Here is an 18,517-nt window from a genome sequence, read left to right as displayed (position 1 = left end):
ACCTGAGCGAGATTTTTCTCCGATTCCGGGCGCCGGACAAATGAGATAAAGTGTCCGACTCTGAAAGAAAAACTTTATCCATATGAAATTACCCGTGCACCTGAACGCCTTGCGCGCATTCGAGGCGAGCGCCCGGCATCAGAGCTTCACCGCGGCGGCGGCCGAACTCCACGTCACTCCCGCCGCGGTCGGCCAGCTCGTGCGTGCGCTGGAGGGATGGCTGGGTACGCCGCTGTTCCTTCGCAACGCCCGTGGAAGGACGCGACTCGTCACCACCGAGGCGGCCGATCGTGCATTGCCCGACATCCGCGCCGGTTTCTACAGGCTCGCGCTGGGCCTGGAACGGCTCAAGGAGGAGTCGGCCGGCAGCGTGCTCACCGTGACGGTCAGCCCGGCCTTTGCCGCCAAGTGGCTGCTGCCGCGCTTCGACAGATTCCAGGCCGCCTGGCCCGACACTGACGTCCGCCTGGACACCAGCCTCAAGGCGGTGGATTTCGTTGCCCAGCGGATCGATATCGGCGTGCGCTACGGCATGGGCAGCTGGCCGGGATTGACCGCGGACAGGCTGATGGACGAGGAGGTCTATCCGGTGTGCTCGCCCAAATTGCTCAAAGAGCCGGAGCGCTTGCGGAAGCCGGCCGATCTGGCGCGCGAGACCCTGATCCACGACCTGTCGATGGACAGCCATGCCGCTTTTCCCACGTGGGAGGCGTGGCTGCGGAAAGCGGGCATGACGGATGTCGCCGCCACGCGCGGCATGATGATCAACAACTCGGCGGCCGTCCTGCAAGCCGCGATCGAGGGGCAAGGGGTGGCGCTTGCCCGCAGCGTGATGGCGTGGGGCGATCTTGCCAACGGACTGCTGGTCCGGCTGTTCCCGACGATAGCCTTCCCTTCGCCGCTCGCCTATTACGTCGTTTATCGTGCCGAATGTTCCGGCAAGCCGGGGCTGGTTGCCTTCCGGGACTGGCTGCTCAAAGAGGCTACGGCTTAGCGGCGCGAAGTCTGTCCGTGACGACGTTCGTCATTTGACTCCTGCGCGCGCGGCGGCCTCGTCGCCGTGGGGAGCCACGCCAGGGCCATCGCCACCGCCAAGGCGCTGCCCGCCAGCAGCATCACCCATACCAGCACCGCCATCGAGGGACGATCGGCCATCAGGCAGGCCGCCAGCGACAGCAGCAAGGCCGCGGCGCCCAGCGCGCGCAGCATGCGCCGCGTGTGCAATGCCTCGCCGGCCGGCCGGCGCATCACCTGGCTCCAGTGCGCGTCCATCGCCAGCGCCAGCCCGGCCATGCCCGCCAGGCCGAGGACGGCGGCGGCTGCCAGCCATGTCGCTTCAGACATGCGCCTCCTCCGCCGCCGGCCGTGCGGCCGCCGAGGCGACACCGCCGCGCTCGCGCCGCGCCAGCGTGCGCGCGGCCCACGCCGCCGTGCCGGCAACGGCCAACAGGCTCAGGTCGACGCCGGCCACGGGCCAGTAAGTGTCGGTGAACACGGTCTTGATCAGGTGATCGCCCGTGGTGATCGCGTTGAGTGCCACGGCCGCCAGCGCGAGGCCGGCCAGCGCCCAGCACTGCTCGCGCCAGGCCGGGTTCATGCGCGCCTGCGCCACCGGCGCGCCGCGCGCGACGGCATGCAGCATCGCCAGCCCCCAGAGGCCCCAGAAGGCCAGCTTTTCCGCGTTGCCCTTGCCCGCCAGATCGGCCGGCAGCAGCCGATTGGCCACCAGCATGCCGACGGCGGCGAGCGCCATGCCGGTGACGGCGGTCACGGCCAGCGCGTCCACCACCCGGCTGCCCTGGCCGCCGGCCTCGGCGTGCCGCTGCTTGCGCTTTTCGACGAAGAAGATGAAGCCGGTGGCGATGCACGCGCAGCCCAGCAGGCCGCCCAGCACGTACAGCCAGCGCAGCGGCCAATGCTTGAAGTGCTGCAGATGCAGGCCGGTGAGGAATTCGTTGGTCTCGGCGACCGCCGTGCGCGGCGGGTCCTCGCGCAGCACCTCGCCGGTGCTGGCCTTGAAGTGGATGCCCTCGCCGACCAGCGCCACGCGGTCGCCGCCGGCGCGGTAGACGCTCACGTAGCCGTTGGCGTCGCCGAAGTGATGCAGTTGCAGGAGGCCGATCTCGCCGGCCATGTCGCGCGCCGCCCAGCGGCGCCTGGCCTCGGCCATCATCGCGTTCGACCGGGGCGAGCGGCGCCGGCCTGCCGGCCCGCTGGTGCGGCAGCCCGGTTGCGCGCGCCTCGGCGACCTCGTGCCGGTCGTGCAGCGGCTTGAGCTGGAACTGCGCGACCGGGAAATAGTAGTACCCCGCGAAGATCAGCAGCCCGGTGAAGGCGAAGAAGAAATGGAAGGGCAGCGCCACCACGCCGGTCAGGTTGTGCAGATCGAGCAGGCTGCGCCTGATCCGTTTCGCGGGGCGGAAGGTGAAGAACTCGCGGAAGAACTTGCGGTGCATGATCACGCCGCTGACCAGCGCGGCGAGCATCACCAGCCCGGCCAGGCCGACGGTGAAGATGCCGAGGTTGTGCCAGCTCCAGTTCAGGCTGTAGTGCATCGGGTAGAACCACTGGCTGCCGATCCTGAGCTGGTCGGAGCGCACGAAGGCGCCGCTGCGCGGGTCGATCGTGGCGTCGCCGTGGATGTGGTTGTGCGCCTCGGCGTCCTTGGGCAGCGGCACGCGGAAACCGGCGCCGATGGCCAGCACCGGGTCGCGGTGGGTGGTGTAGGCCCAGTATTCGTCGGCCGGCAGCTCCAGGCGCGGAGTCTGCGGGCCCCGGGCCGGATCGTGCATCGCCGGCATGTTGACGGCATAGTCCGCGGGATTCGGCTCAAGCTTGGCGAAAGCGGGCAGCAGCACGGCGGCGAAGGACGGCATGGGCTGCGGCGCGAAGCGCGTTTCGGGCAGCGCCCAGCGGTCGATCTCGCGGTCGAACACCGACAGCGCGCCGAAGAAGAAGCAGCTCATCAGCACGTAGCCCAGCGCGAGGCCGAACCAGGTGTGCAGCCAGGTCATGGCGTGGCGGAAACTCGTGGACATGCGCGGGCCTCTCAGGACAGGATCGCTCGCTGCAGCAGCAGGGCGGCGGCGTGCAGCAGCACCGCCCCGCCCGCCAGCACGCCGTACACGCGCGGCACGCTGCGCGCGGCGAAGGACCACAGGAAGACGCCGAGAAAGACCAGCAGGCCGAGCATCAGGAGGGCCATCTCGGCATCGTGGAACTCCACGCCCAGGCCGACCAGGGCGGCGGTGCCGCAGGCCACGAACCCCCAGGCGAAGGCCCAGCCGCCGAGGATGGCGGCGAGGATGCGCAGGGCGATGGACAATCTCCGGCCGGAGGTCCGGGAAAGCAGGCTCGTCATGTCGCGTCGCTACGTCCGTTGCATGCGATGAAACAGGCGCCGGAACGGCCCGGTGGAACGGGCCGCTCCGGGCTCGCCCTCAAAGCTTGTAGTCAAGCGAGATGTAAGCACCGCGCGGTTCGCCGTACAGCGCGCCGTACGCAATGCCGATCACATACTTCTTGTTGAACAGGTTGTGCACGTTGAGCCGCGCGGAGAAGTCCTTGCTGAGCTGGTAGGTGGCGAACGCGTCGGACACGAAGTACGAGTCCTGGCGGGCGCCGCCCTCCTTGTGCACGTCGGACTGCCAGCGCGTGGCCAGGCCCAGGCGCAGGTCCGGCAGTCCCGGCACGCTGGTGTCGAAGCGCAGCTTGGCGGTGGTGCGCGGCACCCATTCGTAGATGTCTTCGCCGTCCGGACCGGTCAGCTTGAGGCGGGTGAAGCCGAAGGCGAGGCGGGAATCGCGGCCGATCCGGCCGCTGGCCTCGAACTCGAAGCCCTTGGATTTCACGTCCTGCGGCACGTAGTAGTAGTCGCTCCCGTTCATGCCGGCATAGGTGGCGAGGCCCTCCTGCTTGGCCCGGAACAGGGCGAAGGTGGTCAGCAGGCGCTTGTCCAGCCAGTCCGCCTTGAGGCCCACTTCATGATTGACGCCCTTCATGGGGTCCAGGTAGACGCCGTTGAAGTCCTTCTGATCCTGGTTCTGGAAAATCTCCGAGTAGGAGGCATAGCCCAGCAGGTTGGACGTCAGATCGTAGGTGAAGCCGAGGTAGGGGCTGGACTTGCGGGTGTCCGGGTATTCGGTCTTGGTGGTGACCGAGCCGTAGCGCGCGTTGCCTTCACGCGAGAGCTTGACCGAGTTCAGGCCCAGAAGCACGCGCAGCCGGTCGGTCAGGGCCAGGCGGGAGGCGACGTAGAGCCGGGTCAGGCCCTGCTTGCCGCCGGAGTCGGACGTGCGCTTCCCCCAGTTCGGCTCCGGATAGGCGTCGCCGCCGTACGGGAAGGCCGGCAGCGGCAGGAGCATGTAGGACGCATCGAAGGGATAGATGTCGGTGTCGGTCTCCTCGACCGAATGGCTCAGGCCCACGATCAGTTCGTGCTGGCGGCCGAACAGGTCGAATTTGCCGCTGAGGTTGGCGTCGATCAGGTCGCTGTCGGTGGTCGTGTAGCTGCCGTAGGGCCAGCCGATCAGCCCGGTATTGTCGGCGTTCAGGCCGCCGGCCGGAGAATAGGCGTAGAGCAGGCGGGTCTGCTCCTCGGCATGGCGCCGGTTGTAGGTGAGCTTGCCTTCCCAGTTGTCGTTCAGGTAGTGGGTGTATTCGAGGAAGGCGCTGGTGGACTTGGTGTTCCAGTAGGCCCAGTCCTGCGAGGTCGAGGAGGATGTGCGGAACTTCGCCAGACCGCCGTCCAGGTAGTTCAGCGTCAGCGAGCCCCACATCGGCGACTTCTGGCGCGCGTCCTGGTGCGTGAGGCCGAAGGTCAGCACGCCGCTGCTGCCGATCTGGCTGTCGATCACGCCGTACAGCGTGGTGTTGCGATCGTTCAGGTCGCGGATGTGGGAATCCGTGTCCTGGTGGATCAGCACGATCCGGCCGGCGACGGTGCGGTCTTCGGTGAGCACCTTGTTGTAGTCCAGCGCCACGCGCTTCATGTCGTGGGCGCCCGCCTTCACCTCGATCTCGCCCTCGTCCTTGTTGGTGGGACGCTTGCGTACGTAGTTGATGGTGCCCGAGGAATTGCCGACCCCGGTCAGCAAGGCGTTGGCGCCGCGGATCACCTCGATCTTGTCGAACAGGAAGGTGTCCTGCTGGCCGACCACCGTGCCCCAGCTGTTGGTCATGCCCAGGCCGTCGATCTGGGTGAGCTGGATCTCGAAACCGCGCGAATTGAAGGTGGCCCGGTTGGTCTCGTACTGCTCGACGTTGATGCCGGTGACCATCTCCAGCGCCCTGTTGCTTTCATTGACGCCGTAATCCCGCATCTCCTCGGAGGTGAAGGTGGTGATACTCTGCGGCGTTTCCTTGATATCCATCGGCAGGCCGGTCGCCCCCTTGGAGATGCGGTTCTCGCGCAGATTGGTCACCACCACGGCCGCCAGTTCCTTCTCTTCGGCCGACGAACGCTGCGCCGGCGCGGCCTTCCTCACCAGCACCGCATCGCCGTTCACGCTGGCCTCCAGCTCGCTGCCGGCGAGCAGGCGATCGAGGGCCTGGCGCGTGGTGAGCTGCCCCGAGACGGCCGGCGCCGTCTTGCCGGCCACCAGCTCGGCCGGGAAGCTCAGTTGCAGATTGGCCTGCCGTGCCAGCTCGTTGAGCGCCCGGCCCAGGCTCTGCGCCGGAATGTCGATCGACACGGGGGCCGGCGCGGCGCCGCTCTGGGCGTGGACCGGCGCGGCCAGGACGGCCGCCAGGGCCACGGCGAGGGCGGTGGCCGAAACCCGGCGAGCCGGGGTGAAACGCTTCGTCTGCTGCGCTGCGCGCATGGGTGAAAACTCCTGGATCGGTGGTTGATTTCCGGACCCCGGACGCCGCCCGAGATCCTCCTACCGATGAAGACGCAGTTCCCCCCGCGAACCCTCACGTCGCAAATGAGAATTATTCAAACTTTTTTATCGCGGCAGCGCCACCACTTCCGTGACCCCGCCGCGCCGCACCAGGCGCACCGGCAGGAACTGCGGCAAGGCCCTGGCGAACTGCTGATGCTGGCCCGGGGAATAACTGCCGCCCACCGGCAGCGCGGCCACCGCCGGGTCGCGCACCACCAGCCCCGTGTCGCCGTAGCGTTCGAACTCGGCGAGGGCCTGGGCCAGCGGCGTGTGGTCGAAGTTCAGGCGCCCGTCGCGCCAGGGCGCGATGGCGCCGGGCGGCAGGCTCGCCACCGCGCCGAGCTCGCCCCGCGCGTCGGCCGCCACCCTCTGGCCGGCGGTCAGTTCCAGCGCGACGCCGGCCGGGCTGGCGGTGTCCGCCCTCTTCCCAGGCTCCGCACGGGCCACGCGCACGCGGCCTTCTTCCACCGAGACGACGGTCCGGCCCGCATCCAGCCCGGTATCGGTATGCCGCACCGAGAACCGCGTGCCGGTCACGGTGATGCGCAAGGCGCCGGCGTAAACATGGAACGGCCGTCGCGCGTCGGAGCGAACGGCGAAAATGGCCTGCCCGTCCTCCAGGCGCACCTCGCGGCGGTCGCGGTACAGGCGCACCTGGGCGCGGGTGGCGGTATCGAATTGCAGGGTGCTGCCCTTGGGGTCCGCCGGATCAGCGGCGTCCGGCAGGTTGGCGGTGAGCCGCTGCCCGCGCCCGGTGGCGTATCCCTGCTCGAAGACCGGCTGCTGGCGCCAGTGCTCCCAACCCATCCAGCCCGCGCCCAAGATGGAAAGGGCGGCGGTCGCGGCGGCGGCCCTGGGCACGAGCGGGCACAGGCCATTCATCAGGCCCGCCAATAAGCCCGCCGGCCGGGGGAAGAGGCTGCTCCAGTGTCGTGGCGGACGCCCGGCCGTCGCGGCCGGGCGCGGATCGGCCGTTCGCTGTCCGTCCGGCAGGCCGGCCTTCAGCCGGGCCACGTCGTCGTCGGGCAGTTGCCGCACGTTGCCAAAGGTGGCGTCCATGTCCTCGAACGCTTGGCGATGGCGCGGACCGGCGGCGAGCCACGCCCGCAGTTCGGCTTCACCCCGGGCGCCCAGCCCGTTGCGCCTGCGCACGACCCAGGTGGCCGCCACGACGTCCAACGGGTCTTGCGTCCGGGTGAAGGCGTCGAACTCGCGCTCGTCGGCATCCGGGCCGGATGCGGGGTCGGAGCGTCGATCGGAAGAGGATGAGGCGTAGGGCATGGCTGGAGGCAATGGCTTGCTCTTGTCAGTGTAGACGCACGAGGGTGGGCCATTCCTCATCTCGGTCCGCCCGGCGGAAATTCTCTGGCTATGTCTGCGCCTCCGCCCCGGTTCGCGGGGCAACGCCGCCTTCGCCGCGCAACCGGCGCTCGCAGAGCTTGCACGCCACCATGCCGCGCACGACGTGCTTTTCGACCATGCTGACCGAGATACCCATGCGTCGGGCGACCTGGGCGTGGCTCAGTTCGTCGAAGACGTGCAGCACGAAGGCCTCCCGGCAACGGGGCGGCAAGGCCTCGATGGCGGCCACGTAGGCGCTGACCGCCTGCCCGGACGCCAGCGCCTCCTCGGGCTGCAGGTGCTGCGGCGCGGGCGGGGCCTGATCTTCCGGAATGGCGTCGATGTCGTCGTGCCGGCGCACCTCGGCCCGGCGGTACTGGTCGACGACCAGATTGCGCGCAGTGCGGTAGAGCAGCGCGCGCGTGTCCAGCACGGCCTGGCCGGAGGACTGGACGCCCAGCACGCGGACGAAGCACTCCTGCGCCAGGTCGGCCGCGGTATCGCGGTCGCTGACCTGGCGGCTCAGAAAGTTCAGCAGTTCGCGGTGATAGCGTTCCAGCACGGACAAATCCCGATCAAGCACGGCTTCCCACCCGAACGCCCCCGCCAAGCCGGGCATGCCGGCCCGAAAAAAGCGGCTTGGATGGTACTCAAGGGAGGAGGCGCGATGGGTGATTTGCGAACTGTAAATGAGAGTGATTCGCATGTAAAGCACTAAACCGACTCGTGCCCATCTGCCCGAATCCGCGCCCTCAAGGACTCACGACCGGCTCAGCGCCCCTCCAGCCCGCCCGGCGTGCGGCCGAACAGCGCCTTGAACGCGGCGATGTACGACGACGGCGAGTCGTAGCCATAGTCCAGCGCGACGCGCGTCACCGGATGGCCGGATTCCAGCCCGCCGAGCGAGAGCATCAGGCGCAGCCGCTGCCGCCACAGGCGGAACGGCAGGCCCGTCTCCCGCTGGAACAGGCGCGCCAGATGGCGTTCCGAGGAGCCCGACTGCGCCGCCCATTGCGCCAGCGTCCTGCGCTCGCCGGGCGCGTCGAGCAGCGCCTGGGCGATGGCCTGCAAGCGCCTGTCGCGCGGCATGGCCAGGGCGAAGGCCGCCTCCGGCAGCGCCGCCAACTGGTCGGCCAGCACCCGCACCAGCCGCGCCTCGGGGCCGTCGGGCGGATAATCCGGCGGCAGCGCGCTGGCGGCCCGGATCAGCTCGCGCACCAGCAGCGTCACGCGCAAGACGCGGCAGCGCCCGTCGTCCCAGGGGAACAGCGCCGGATCGCAATAGAAGCTGCGCATTTCCACCCGGCCGAGATTGATCACCTGATGTTCCAGTCCGGCGGGAATCCACACCGCGCACTGCGGCAAGGCCACGTAGTTGCCGGCCGGCGTGCGGATGTCGAGCACGCCTTCGATGGCATACGAAAGCTGGCCCCACGGATGGCGGTGCACGGCGCTGAAGGTGCCCGCGGACAAGGATTCGGCGCGGGGAAAGAACGGGCGCGGCAGGCTGTCCAAGGCCGGCAGCGGACGTTCGGCGCGCAACGGTTCAGGCATGGCAGGCTGGCGACATTTGATGGCGGATTAACGGCAGACGGAAGTTCAACCGCCTTTTATAGTAGCGCGTCGATGCCGCCTTGCGCGGCCCCTTCCCTTTCGGAGCGCCCCATGTCCTTCCCGCTGTCTAAGCACCTGCGACGCCTTTCCCGCGACTGGTTCCTGATCGGCATGCTGCTCGCCGTCGTACTGGCCACGTTCTTTCCCGACGCCGGACGCGCCGGCGGCTGGCTGCACATGGAAAAGGCGGTCAACGTCGGCGTCGCCATCGTGTTCTTCCTGCACGGCCTGACGATCTCGTTCGAGAGCCTCAAGGCCGGGCTGCTGCGCTGGCCTGTGCATATCGTGGTGCAGGCGCTCACCTTCCTGCTGTTTCCGGTGCTGTTCTATCCGTTCCGCGCGCTGTTCGGCGAGTTCATCCCGCCGGCGCTGATGCTGGGCTTTCTATACCTGTGCGTGCTGCCCTCGACGATCACCTCGTCGGTGGCGATGACCGGCATGGCGCGCGGCAACGTGCCCGCCGCCATCTTCAACGCCACCCTGTCCAGCCTGATCGGCATCGTCATGACCCCGCTGCTGGTCAGCCTGATGGCCGGCGCGCAGGGCAGCGGCGGACTGGCGCTGCTCGACACCGTGCTCGGCATCGCGCGCATGCTGCTGCTGCCGCTGATCGCCGGCCAGCTGCTGCGGCCCCTGCTCTTCCGCTGGTTCAACCGCTACAAGGCGATCACCGGCAAGCTCGACAAGCTGGTGATCCTGATGCTGGTGTTCGCCGCCTTCTGCGACTCGGTGGCCGCCGGGCTCTGGCGCGACCACGGCGCGGGCCTCATCGCCGCCACGCTGGCCGGCGCGGCGGTGCTGCTCGCCGTGGTGCTCGCGCTGTCGACCGCCCTCGCCCGCCGGCTCGGCTTCAACAAGGAGGACGAGATCACCATCGTCTTCTGCGGCTCGAAAAAGACGCTGGCCTCCGGCGTGCCGATGGCCGCGCTGCTGTTCGGCGCGCATCCCTCGCTCGGCCTGATCGTCCTGCCGATCATGTTCTACCACCAGCTGCAGCTGTTCGTCTGCTCGATCCTCGCCGAACGCTACGCCCGGCGCCTGCCTGCGGCCGCCTGACTCCCCCGGCGGCGTTCGATACGCCGCCGCCGGGCAGTACGGTTCCTTACTTCAGCGACTTGCGCGCCTTGTCGATCTCCGCATAGAAGCTCTTGACGAACTCGGGCCCGATGTTGGCCGAGAACTTGTCGATCGCCGGCTTGACGGCGGCGCGCATCTTGTCGATGTCCTGCGGCGAGAACTCGGTCACGGTCATGCCGTTGGAGCGCAGCAGGTTCACCGCCACGTTCTCCTGCTTGGTCTCCTCGATGCGCTGGAAGTCGCGCGCGGTTTCGGCGGCCTTGCGGATGGCGGCCTGCTGGTCGGCCGGCAGGGTGTTGAACCACTTGCTGGACACCACCAGCGCCACCGGCGTATAGCCGTGGTGCGTCAGCGCCAGGTATTTCTGCACCTCGTAGATCTTGTTCTGGTACATGTCCACCGGCGGATGCTCCAGGCCGTCGAGCGCCTTGATCTCCAGGGCGGTGTAGACCTCGGCGTAGGCCATCGGGGTGGCGTTGATGCCCATCGCCTTGAAGGTCTCCAGCCAGACCGGGCTCTGCATCACGCGGATTTTCAGGCCCTTGAGGTCTTCGTACTTGCTCAGCGTCCGCCGGCTGTTGGCGATGTTGCGGAAGGCGCCGCCGGACCACACCAGGCCGGTCACTCCGGTATCCGACAGGTCGTCCAGCATCTTCTTGCCGATCGGGCCGTCGAGCACCATGGCCACCTCGCGCGAGTCGGAGAACAGGAAGGGGAAGTCGAAAATCTGCAGTTCCTTCTTGCGCACCGAGAACGGCACCAGCGAGCCCATGTAGAACTCCTGCACGCCGCCCTGCACGGCCTGCAGCATCTTCTCCTCGGAACCGAGCGACGAGTTGGGGTAGACCTTGACCTTGATCTGTCCGTTGGTCGCCTTCTCGACTTCGGCGGCGAATTTCAGCATCGCCTGCCCGCGCGGATGGTTCTCCGTGAAGCCATGGCCCAGGCGGACCTCGGCGGCGGCGGACTGGCCGGCGAGCAGCAGGCCGGCGGCGCCCAGGAGCGCGGCCAGGGTGGTTTTGAACGAAGCGAAGGGAATGGCTTTCATGGAAAAACCTCCAAGTCAAGGGATTGAACAACGGGCACTACTAAAACGTCCCGCTTCCCCGCCCCCGCGGGAAAGCGTTCAGGCGGACGGCTTCACGGGGTCTGCAAGGTGCCGTCCGCGCGGCGCGTCTGCGTCCACGTGGTCACGGTGTTCTCGCACGGGTACTTCGCCGCTTCCCGCTCGTCGAGGTCGACGCCGAGGCCGGGCTTGTCGTTGGCGTACACGTAGCCGTCGCGGAACTCCGGCAGGCCGGGGAAGACGTCGAGCAGGGCCTCGCGCGGGCCTTTGAGCTCCTGGATCACGAAGTTGGGCGGCTCGGTGCCGGACCACTCCTGCACGCCGAAATTCGGCGCCGCCAGGTCGATGTGGATGTTCGCCGCGTGCGCCATCGGCGACATGTCGCCGGGGCCGTGCCAGGCGGTGCGCACGCCGAACTGCTCGGCGAAGATCTGCAGCTTGCGGGCCGGCGTGATGCCGCCGACCTGGCTCAGATGCACGCGGATGAAGTCGATCAGGCGCTCGGCGATCAGCGTCTTCCATTCGAAGGGATGGTTGAACAGCTCGCCCTGCGCCAGCGGAATGTTCGTTTTCGCGCGCAGCTGGCGCAGCCAGTCGCCGTCTTCGAGCGGAATCGCGTCCTCCAGGAAGAACAGGTCGAAGCGTTCCATCTCGCAGGCGAACTTGATGGCCTCGATCGGCTTCAGGCGCTCGTGCACGTCGTGGCACAACTGCACGTCCCAGCCGATCCGGCCGCGGATGCCATCGAACAGCGCGACGGTATCGCGCATGTACTTGCGGCTGTCGAGGTAGATGCCGTCGAGCGCGCCGGACGGCGCCGTGGCCGGCGCCGCGCCGAAGCGACCGCCGCCGTAGCCGCCGCTCTGGCAGCGGATGTGCGTGATGCCCTGGGCGCGGTACTTCTCGATGTTGTCGCACAGCTCGGCCAGATCGCGGCCGTCGGCGTGCCGGTAGATCGGCACGCCCGCGCGCACCTTGCCGCCGAACAGCTGGTACAGCGGCATGTTCGCCAGCTTGCCCTTGATGTCCCACAGCGCCATGTCGACGCCGGAGATGGCGTTGTTCTCGATCGGCCCGTTGCGCCAGTAGGCGTTCTGGCGCATCAGCTGCCACAGTTCCTCGATCGCCTCGGCGTCGCGGCCGACCAGCAGCGGCTTGAGGTACTCCTCGACCAGGCATTTGACGGCGAGATGCCGATAGGCGAAGGTCGCGCAGCCCAGCCCGTAGAGCCCCGGCTGGTTGGTGTCGACCCGCACGACGACGAGGTTGATGCCTTCCGGCGCGGTCAGGATGACCCTGACGTTTTCGATCAGTGTTGCCACGAATTCCCCTTAAAGTCGTGTCGTCCGGCCGCTCAGAACGCCAGCTGCACCTTCATGTGCGCCTTGCGGTCGGAGGCCATCTGGAAGGCCTCGACGGCGCGCTCGAACGGCAGCGTGGCGGTGATGATCGGCTTGACGTTGATGCGGCCTTCCTTGATCAGGCGCGCGGCCAGCGCGTATTCCTGGTGGAAGCGGAAGGCGCCGACCAGGCTGATCTCCTTGCCGACCAGGGCGTTGATCGGAATCGGCACCTCGCCGGTGACGCCGACCTGGACCAGCGTGCCGCGTGGACGCAGCACGGGCAGCACGTCCTTGATCACCGCGCCGGCGCCGGTGCACTCGATGGCCACATCGAACCAGCCCTTGTCGGCGGTGAATTCCTCGGTGGCGAGGCCGGGCGCCTGCGCCACGTTGACGGTGCGCGTGGCGCCCATTTCGGTAGCCTTTTTCAGCGCCGCGTCGTGCAGGTCGGTGGCCACCACGTCCAGCGCGCCGGCGTAACGGGCGGCGGCGACGACCAGCGCGCCGATCGGGCCCGAACCGGTGACCAGCACGCGCTTGCCGGCCAGCGGTCCGGCCTGCCGCACCGCGTGCAGCGCCACGGACAGCGGTTCGCAGCAGGCGGCCTCGCCGATCGACACGGTGTCGCCGACCGGCTCGCACTGGAATTCGCCGACCACGATGCGCTCGCGGAAGGCGCCCTGGCTGTGCGGGAGGCGCATGGCGCTGCCGTAGAACCACATGTCGACGCAATGCTGCTGCTCGCCGGCCTGGCAGAACTTGCACTTGCCGCACGGCCGGCTGGGATTCAACGCGATGCGGTCGCCGGGCCTGACCCTGGTGACTTTGGCACCGACCGCCTCGACCGTGCCGGCGACCTCGTGCCCGAGCACGATCGGTTCCTTGACGCGCACCACGCCGAAACCGCCGTCGAGGTAGTAGTGCAGGTCCGAGCCGCAGATGCCGCCGGCGCCGATCTTCACCAGCACCTGATCGTCGCCCATCTCGGCGACCGGCACGTTCTCGATCCGCAGATCCTTTTCCGAATGCAGTACGCAGGCTTTCGCTTCCATGCTTTTCTCCCGAATCAGAGCACCGACAGCCAGCCGCCGTCGACGTAGATGATCTGGCCATTGACGTAGTTCGACGCGGCCGACGCCAGGTAGACGGCCGTGCCGACGAGTTCCTCCGGCTTGCCCCAGCGCCCGGCCGGGTTGCTGCTCCTGACCCAGGCGTCGAACGCGGGGTTCTCGATCAGCGCGGTGTTCATCTCGGTGAGGATGTAGCCGGGGCCGATGGCGTTGGCCTGGATGTCGAACTGGGCCCACTCGGCCGCCATCGAGCGGGTCAGCATCTTGATGCCGCCCTTGGCCGCCGTGTACGGCGCCACCGTCGCGCGCGCGGCTTCGCTGACCAGCGAGGCAATGTTGATGATCTTGCCGCCGCGGCCGCGCGCGATCATGCGCTTGGCCGTTTCGCGGCCGACGATGAAGGCCGCGGTCAGGTTGGTGTCGAGCACGCGCTGCCAGTCCTGGAGTTCGAGTTCGACCATCGGCTTGCGGAACTGGATGCCGGCGTTGTTCACCAGGACGTCGATCTCGACGCCGTCCCGGTCGAACGCGGCGAACGCCGCCGCCACGGCCGCCTCGTCGGCCACGTCGAACACGGCGCCGCGCGCCTGGTAGCCCTTTTCCCGCAGCTTGGCCACGGCGGCGTCCACCGCCTCCTGGCGGCGTCCGTTGATGATCACCGAGGCGCCGGCCTCGGCCAGTCCCTCGGCCAGCGAGAAGCCGATGCCGCGCACCGAACCGGTGATCAGCGCCGTGTGGCCCGCGAGATCGAAAAGCGATGACATGTCACTCCTTCCTGGTGATTGAAATATCCGGCGCGGCGCCCGTTTGGCGGGGCTCGGCCGGCAGGCACTCGCGCAGGTCCAGCGCCGCGCGGTCGATCAGCGCCAGCGCCGCCCGCTCCGCGGCCGCCGGATCGCGCGCCTCGACGGCCCGGCACAGGTCTTCATGCAGCGGCAGCGAGGCGAGCGGCCCGCCCGGCTTGCGCGAGACGATCGCGAAGCCCTGGCGCAGCAGGCCCGTCAGCGCGACGAGGATCTGGCTGACGAACTGATTGCCGCTCGCCGTGAAGATCGCCGAGTGGAAGGCCAGATCGGCCGCCACGTAATCGCCGTCGCCGGCCACTGCGCGCCGCATCCGCTCGAACGCTCCGCGCACCGCCGCCAGATCGGCGTCGCCCGCCCGCGCGGCGGCCAGGCGCGCCGCCGCCGGCTCGACGATCCGGCGCAGGTCGAGCAGATCGCGCGACATTTCCAGATCGTCGCCCGCCGCCTGCGTGCGCCAGGCAATGATGTCCGGATCGAAGAGATTCCACGACGACGGCGCCAGCACCAGCGTGCCGACCTTGCGCCGTACTTCGAGCATCCCCTTGGCGGCCAGCGATTTGACCGCCTCGCGGATGACGATGCGGCTCAGCGCGAAGCGCTCGCACAGCTCGTTCTCCCGCGGCAGCGTCTGCCCCGGCGCGTAGCGCCCGGCGCAGATGTCCAGCCCGAGCCGGTCGAGCACCTGTTGCTGGAAGGTCGCGCGCGGCGAAGTCGTCGTTTCCATAGGTAATATGTATCACGTTTCAAAACCTTCGATCAAGCCCCGCCGCACGATCGCTCGAAAACGCACGTGGCTTCCCCGGTTTTCTCGGTTGACATCATTGAAACAAAACCGTAACGTTCCTTTAAGAAAAAAGCAGTTCGTATACGAAAAAACAGGGTGGGGAAAATGAAACGGCATGCGCTTCTCGAATGCCTGAAAACACAGGGTCCATTCGACCTCCTGATCATCGGCGGCGGGGCGACCGGCTGCGGCATCGCCGTCGACGCGGCGACGCGCGGGCTGAAGGTCGCCCTGGTGGAAAAGAACGACATCGCCGAAGGCACCAGCAGCAAGAGCACGAAGCTGGTGCACGGCGGCGTGCGCTACCTGGAAGCGGCGGTCAAGAAGTTCGACCGGGCGCAGTACCACCTGGTCAAGGAAGCCCTGTTCGAGCGCGGCATCTTCCTGCGCAACGCGCCGCATCTGGCCAACGCGCTGCCGCTCGTCACCCCGCTCTATTCGTGGTGCGAGGTGCCGTACGTGTTTGCCGGCCTGCTGCTGTACGACGCGCTGGCGGGCAGGATGGGGCTGGGCAAAAGCCGTCTCGTCGGCCGGGCGGAGGCGCTGAAGCGTTTCCCGATGCTGCGCGGCGAGAACCTGAAAGCCGGAGTCATCTACTACGACGGCCAGTTCAACGATGCGCGCATGGCCGTCACGCTGGCGCTGACCGCGCAGCAGCACGGAGCCGCGATAGCGAACCACGTGGAGGCCGTCGCGCTCGAAAAGGAAAATGGAACGCTGTGCGGCGCGCGCGTGCGCGATGCGCTCGGCGGCGAGGAATGGAGCATTCGCGCCCGCTGCATCGTCAATGCGGCCGGGCCGTTCGTCGACCGTGTCCGGCAGATGGACGACCCCGCCGCCAGGCCGGTCCTGAAAGCCGCCTCGGGCATCCACGTCGTTCTGTCCAGCCGCTTCGTGCCGCCGGACACCGGGCTGCTGATTCCGAAAACCGAGGACGGCCGGGTCCTGTTCGTCCTCCCCTGGCAAGGGCACGCGCTGATCGGTACCACCGACAACCCGGCCGAGATCGTCGACCATCCGCAGGCCCGCGAGGAGGAGATCGACTATCTGCTGCGCCACGTCAACCGCTATTTCGACCTGTCCGTGCAGCGCAGCGACGTCCTGTCGGCGTGGTCGGGGCTGCGCCCGCTGGTGCAGTTCGACGAGACCGCCAGCACGGCGCAACTGGTGCGCGAGCATCTGCTGATGGTCAGCCCGTCCGGGCTCGTATCCATGGCCGGCGGCAAGTGGACGTCGTACCGCAGGATGGCCAAGGAAGCCGTCGACCGGGCCGTCGCCAGCGCCGGGCTGCAGCCGGCTGGCCCCTGCCGGACGCTCGACCTGCGCCTGCTCGGCGCCGAGCATTTCGCGCCCGAGATTTTCCTGGTGCTGACCAAGGATTACGGCATCGAGGCGGACGTCGCCCATCATCTCCAGCACGCCTTCGGCGACCAGGCCATGCGCGTGGCGCGCCTGGCCGAAAGCGGCCTCGGGGCCCGCCTGCATCCCGGCCATCCCTACATCGAGGCGGAAGTCGTCCATGCCGCGCGCCACGAACTGGCCGAACGCGCCTCGGATGTGCTCACGCGCCGGATTCCGCTGGCCATTCTGGACAACGCGGCGGCGCGGGCCGCCGTGCCGCGCGTCGTCGAGCTGATGGCCGGCGAACTCGGCTGGGACGGTGAACGCCGCCGGCAGGAGACGGAGCTGGCCATGGAAAGGTTGCGCATTTCGCTCTAATGCCGCCGGGCCATCGGCGCACAGGAAAAGTTTTCACCCGCAGGAGCCGCAGTCAATCGTTTTCATTCCAATAAAGGGAGGTCACCATGAAACGCAGAATTCTTCTTCTTTCCGCTTTAACCGTGCTGGGTGCCGCGACGCTGCCCACCTACGCCGCCGACAAGATCATCGTCAAGATCGCCGGCATGAAGCCGGACGGCGAGCCGGAAACCGTCGGCATGAAGCTGTTCGCCAAATACGTGATGGAAGGCACCAACGGCAAGTACGACGTGCGCGTCTTCCCGAACAGCCAGCTCGGCAAGGAGGATGCCTACATCGCGCAGACGCGCAAGGGCATCATCCAGATGTGCGCCACCGGCACGCAGACCAGCTCCCTGCATCCGGCCATGGCCATGCTCGAAACGCCGATGCTCTATGACAGCCTGGAACAGGCGCACAAGGCCATGAACGGCGAAACGTTCAAGCTGATCACCAAGGGCTTCTCCGAGAAATCCGGCCTGACCACGCTCAACGCCTTCCCGCTCGGCTTCCGTCACTTCTACACCAAGAAGCCGGTCAACACCGTCAACGACCTCAAGGGCCTGCGCATGCGCGTGCCGAACATCCCGCTCTATCTCGAATTCGCCAAGCAGCTCGGCCAGAGCGGCCAGCCAATGCCGTTCGCCGAAGTGCCTTCCTCGCTGGACCAGGGCACCATCGACGGCGGCGACAGCCCCTTCTCGGACATCGTCGCGCTGAAGATGTACGAGATCGCGCCGAACATCACGCTGTCGGGCCACATCCTCGTGCTCCATTCGCTGTACATCAACAACGACTTCTACAACAAGCTGCCGCCCGAAGACAGGAAGGTCTTCGACGACGCCGCCAAGCGTTCGGCGGAAGACGTCTGGAAGATGGCGGCGGAAGTCGAGAAGAAGGCCGTCGAGGAAATCACCAAGGGCGGCGGCAAGATTGTCACGCCGAACGACGAATTCAAGGCGGTGTTGAAAAAAGCCGGCGAAGGCACGTGGAAACTGTTCTACGACACGGTGCCGAACGCCAAGGAAATCCTTGAAAGCGTGAAGCAATACAAGTAACCGCCGGATAAACGGCGAATCCGGCATTCGAGGCTGCCCCGGCGGCGACGCGGGGCCCCCTTGAAACCGGCGGCGAAGACTGCCCGCGGGGAGGCGCTTCAGGCGTCTTGCCCCAACGGCCGGTGGGCGTGCTGTTTTTCGTACACAAAAAATAGCGACTGGATCGAGTCGTCAACGAGGATATTCAAATGGGTAAAACGTCAAAGGGGGCGAGATGAGCGAACTCATGCCTGAAAAAGAACAGGAGAACGAAAGCAAGGGGGAACTGGCTTTCCAGATCTTCTGCGCGGTGGTTTTCCTGTCCATGATCGGAATGGTTTTCTGCAATGCGATGCTGCGCTACGTCTTCAAGGCGAGCTTCGCTCCGAGCGAAGAGTGGTCGCGCATTCTCTTCATGTACATCACCTTCTTCGGCTCGATCGAAGGCTTCTATCGCGGCCGGCACATCGCCGTCAACATGGTGACCAGCCTGCTGTCCGGCACCACGAAGAAGGCCGTCGATATCATGGCGCAGATTTTTGCGCTCGCGGCCCTCGTCCTCCTGGCGCTGGGCGGAATCTCGCTGGTGCAGCAGACCATCGATACGGCGACCGTCGCCACGGGCCTGAACATGGCGTTCGTCAACGGGACGCTTCCGGTGATGGCGATAGCGGTCATCATCATGAGGGTGCGTACGCTGCTGCATACCATCAGAAGGCCGGCCTCGGCCTTCCTGGCCAAGCCGAAGGAGTTCTGA

General features: G+C 67.3%; 16 protein-coding genes and 1 pseudogene. 5 read left to right on the top strand and 12 right to left on the bottom strand.

The window, feature by feature from the left end:
* Positions 1-82 precede the first annotated feature (82 nt).
* Positions 83-994, top strand: a complete 912-nt coding sequence (gene gcvA / locus QM701_RS18050) for a transcriptional regulator GcvA (RefSeq protein WP_415168390.1) — start codon at positions 83-85, stop codon at positions 992-994.
* Here the strand turns inward: gcvA and QM701_RS18045 are convergent.
* The 7 genes and pseudogenes from QM701_RS18045 to QM701_RS18015 all read right to left on the bottom strand — a co-directional run bounded on the left by QM701_RS18045 (position 991) and on the right by QM701_RS18015 (position 8,780).
* On the bottom strand, positions 991-1,344 hold the full coding sequence (locus QM701_RS18045; protein WP_415168389.1) for a DUF3325 family protein: 354 nt from the start codon (positions 1,342-1,344) through the stop codon (positions 991-993). The two genes, gcvA and QM701_RS18045, sit on opposite strands and share 4 nt — an antisense overlap.
* Positions 1,337-2,966 (bottom strand): annotated as a pseudogene (locus tag QM701_RS18040) (PepSY-associated TM helix domain-containing protein). The gene QM701_RS18045 and the pseudogene QM701_RS18040 overlap by 8 nt, the downstream one beginning before the upstream one ends.
* An 83-nt stretch (positions 2,967-3,049) precedes the next feature.
* Positions 3,050-3,361: a hypothetical protein gene (locus tag QM701_RS18035; protein WP_415168388.1), complete on the bottom strand. Its 312-nt coding sequence runs from the start codon at positions 3,359-3,361 to the stop codon at positions 3,050-3,052.
* Positions 3,362-3,440: 79 nt separating this feature from the next.
* The gene (locus QM701_RS18030) at positions 3,441-5,822 is read right to left on the bottom strand and encodes a TonB-dependent siderophore receptor (RefSeq protein ID WP_415168387.1); all 2,382 of its coding nucleotides are present in this window, start codon (positions 5,820-5,822) and stop codon (positions 3,441-3,443) included.
* 126 nt (positions 5,823-5,948) lie between these two features.
* Complete coding sequence (locus QM701_RS18025) at positions 5,949-7,166, bottom strand: FecR family protein (protein ID WP_415168386.1); 1,218 nt, start codon at positions 7,164-7,166, stop codon at positions 5,949-5,951.
* Between the two features lie 88 nt (positions 7,167-7,254).
* The gene (locus QM701_RS18020; RefSeq protein WP_415168385.1) at positions 7,255-7,809 is read right to left on the bottom strand and encodes a sigma-70 family RNA polymerase sigma factor; all 555 of its coding nucleotides are present in this window, start codon (positions 7,807-7,809) and stop codon (positions 7,255-7,257) included.
* Positions 7,810-7,997: 188 nt separating this feature from the next.
* Positions 7,998-8,780 (bottom strand): AraC family transcriptional regulator, encoded by a 783-nt coding sequence (locus QM701_RS18015; protein ID WP_415168384.1) that lies wholly within the window; start codon positions 8,778-8,780, stop codon positions 7,998-8,000.
* A gap of 111 nt (positions 8,781-8,891) precedes the next feature.
* Between QM701_RS18015 and QM701_RS18010 the strand changes: the two genes are divergently transcribed.
* Entirely contained in the window at positions 8,892-9,896 is a 1,005-nt protein-coding gene (locus tag QM701_RS18010; protein WP_415168383.1) for a bile acid:sodium symporter family protein, read from the top strand.
* A gap of 46 nt (positions 9,897-9,942) precedes the next feature.
* Here QM701_RS18010 and QM701_RS18005 read toward each other — a convergent pair whose 3' ends face one another.
* From QM701_RS18005 to QM701_RS17985, 5 genes are all read right to left on the bottom strand, one after another.
* The gene (locus tag QM701_RS18005; protein ID WP_415168382.1) at positions 9,943-10,965 is read right to left on the bottom strand and encodes a TRAP transporter substrate-binding protein; all 1,023 of its coding nucleotides are present in this window, start codon (positions 10,963-10,965) and stop codon (positions 9,943-9,945) included.
* Positions 10,966-11,057: 92 nt separating this feature from the next.
* Positions 11,058-12,305 (bottom strand): enolase C-terminal domain-like protein, encoded by a 1,248-nt coding sequence (locus tag QM701_RS18000; protein WP_415168381.1) that lies wholly within the window; start codon positions 12,303-12,305, stop codon positions 11,058-11,060.
* Positions 12,306-12,337: 32 nt separating this feature from the next.
* Complete coding sequence (locus QM701_RS17995; RefSeq protein ID WP_415168380.1) at positions 12,338-13,378, bottom strand: L-idonate 5-dehydrogenase; 1,041 nt, start codon at positions 13,376-13,378, stop codon at positions 12,338-12,340.
* A gap of 14 nt (positions 13,379-13,392) precedes the next feature.
* Positions 13,393-14,160 (bottom strand): SDR family oxidoreductase, encoded by a 768-nt coding sequence (locus tag QM701_RS17990; RefSeq protein ID WP_415168379.1) that lies wholly within the window; start codon positions 14,158-14,160, stop codon positions 13,393-13,395.
* A 1-nt stretch (position 14,161) separates the two neighbouring features.
* Positions 14,162-14,926 (bottom strand): FadR/GntR family transcriptional regulator, encoded by a 765-nt coding sequence (locus QM701_RS17985; protein WP_415168378.1) that lies wholly within the window; start codon positions 14,924-14,926, stop codon positions 14,162-14,164.
* A 165-nt stretch (positions 14,927-15,091) separates the two neighbouring features.
* On the opposite strand from QM701_RS17985, the gene QM701_RS17980 reads away from it, so the two are divergent.
* The 3 genes from QM701_RS17980 (at position 15,092) to QM701_RS17970 (ending at position 18,517) form a co-directional block, all read left to right on the top strand.
* A complete protein-coding gene (locus tag QM701_RS17980; RefSeq protein WP_415168377.1) occupies positions 15,092-16,705 on the top strand; it encodes an FAD-dependent oxidoreductase in 1,614 nt (537 codons plus the stop codon).
* 86 nt (positions 16,706-16,791) lie between these two features.
* Entirely contained in the window at positions 16,792-17,781 is a 990-nt protein-coding gene (locus QM701_RS17975) for a TRAP transporter substrate-binding protein (protein ID WP_415168376.1), read from the top strand.
* A 226-nt stretch (positions 17,782-18,007) separates the two neighbouring features.
* The gene (locus QM701_RS17970; protein WP_415168375.1) at positions 18,008-18,517 is read left to right on the top strand and encodes a TRAP transporter small permease; all 510 of its coding nucleotides are present in this window, start codon (positions 18,008-18,010) and stop codon (positions 18,515-18,517) included.

Source organism: Propionivibrio sp., from assembly GCF_047602565.1.
In the GTDB taxonomy this organism is placed as follows: domain Bacteria; phylum Pseudomonadota; class Gammaproteobacteria; order Burkholderiales; family Rhodocyclaceae; genus Propionivibrio.
The sequence above is the reverse complement of the archived record's forward strand: the minus strand, read 5'-3'. Positions and strand labels throughout refer to the sequence as shown.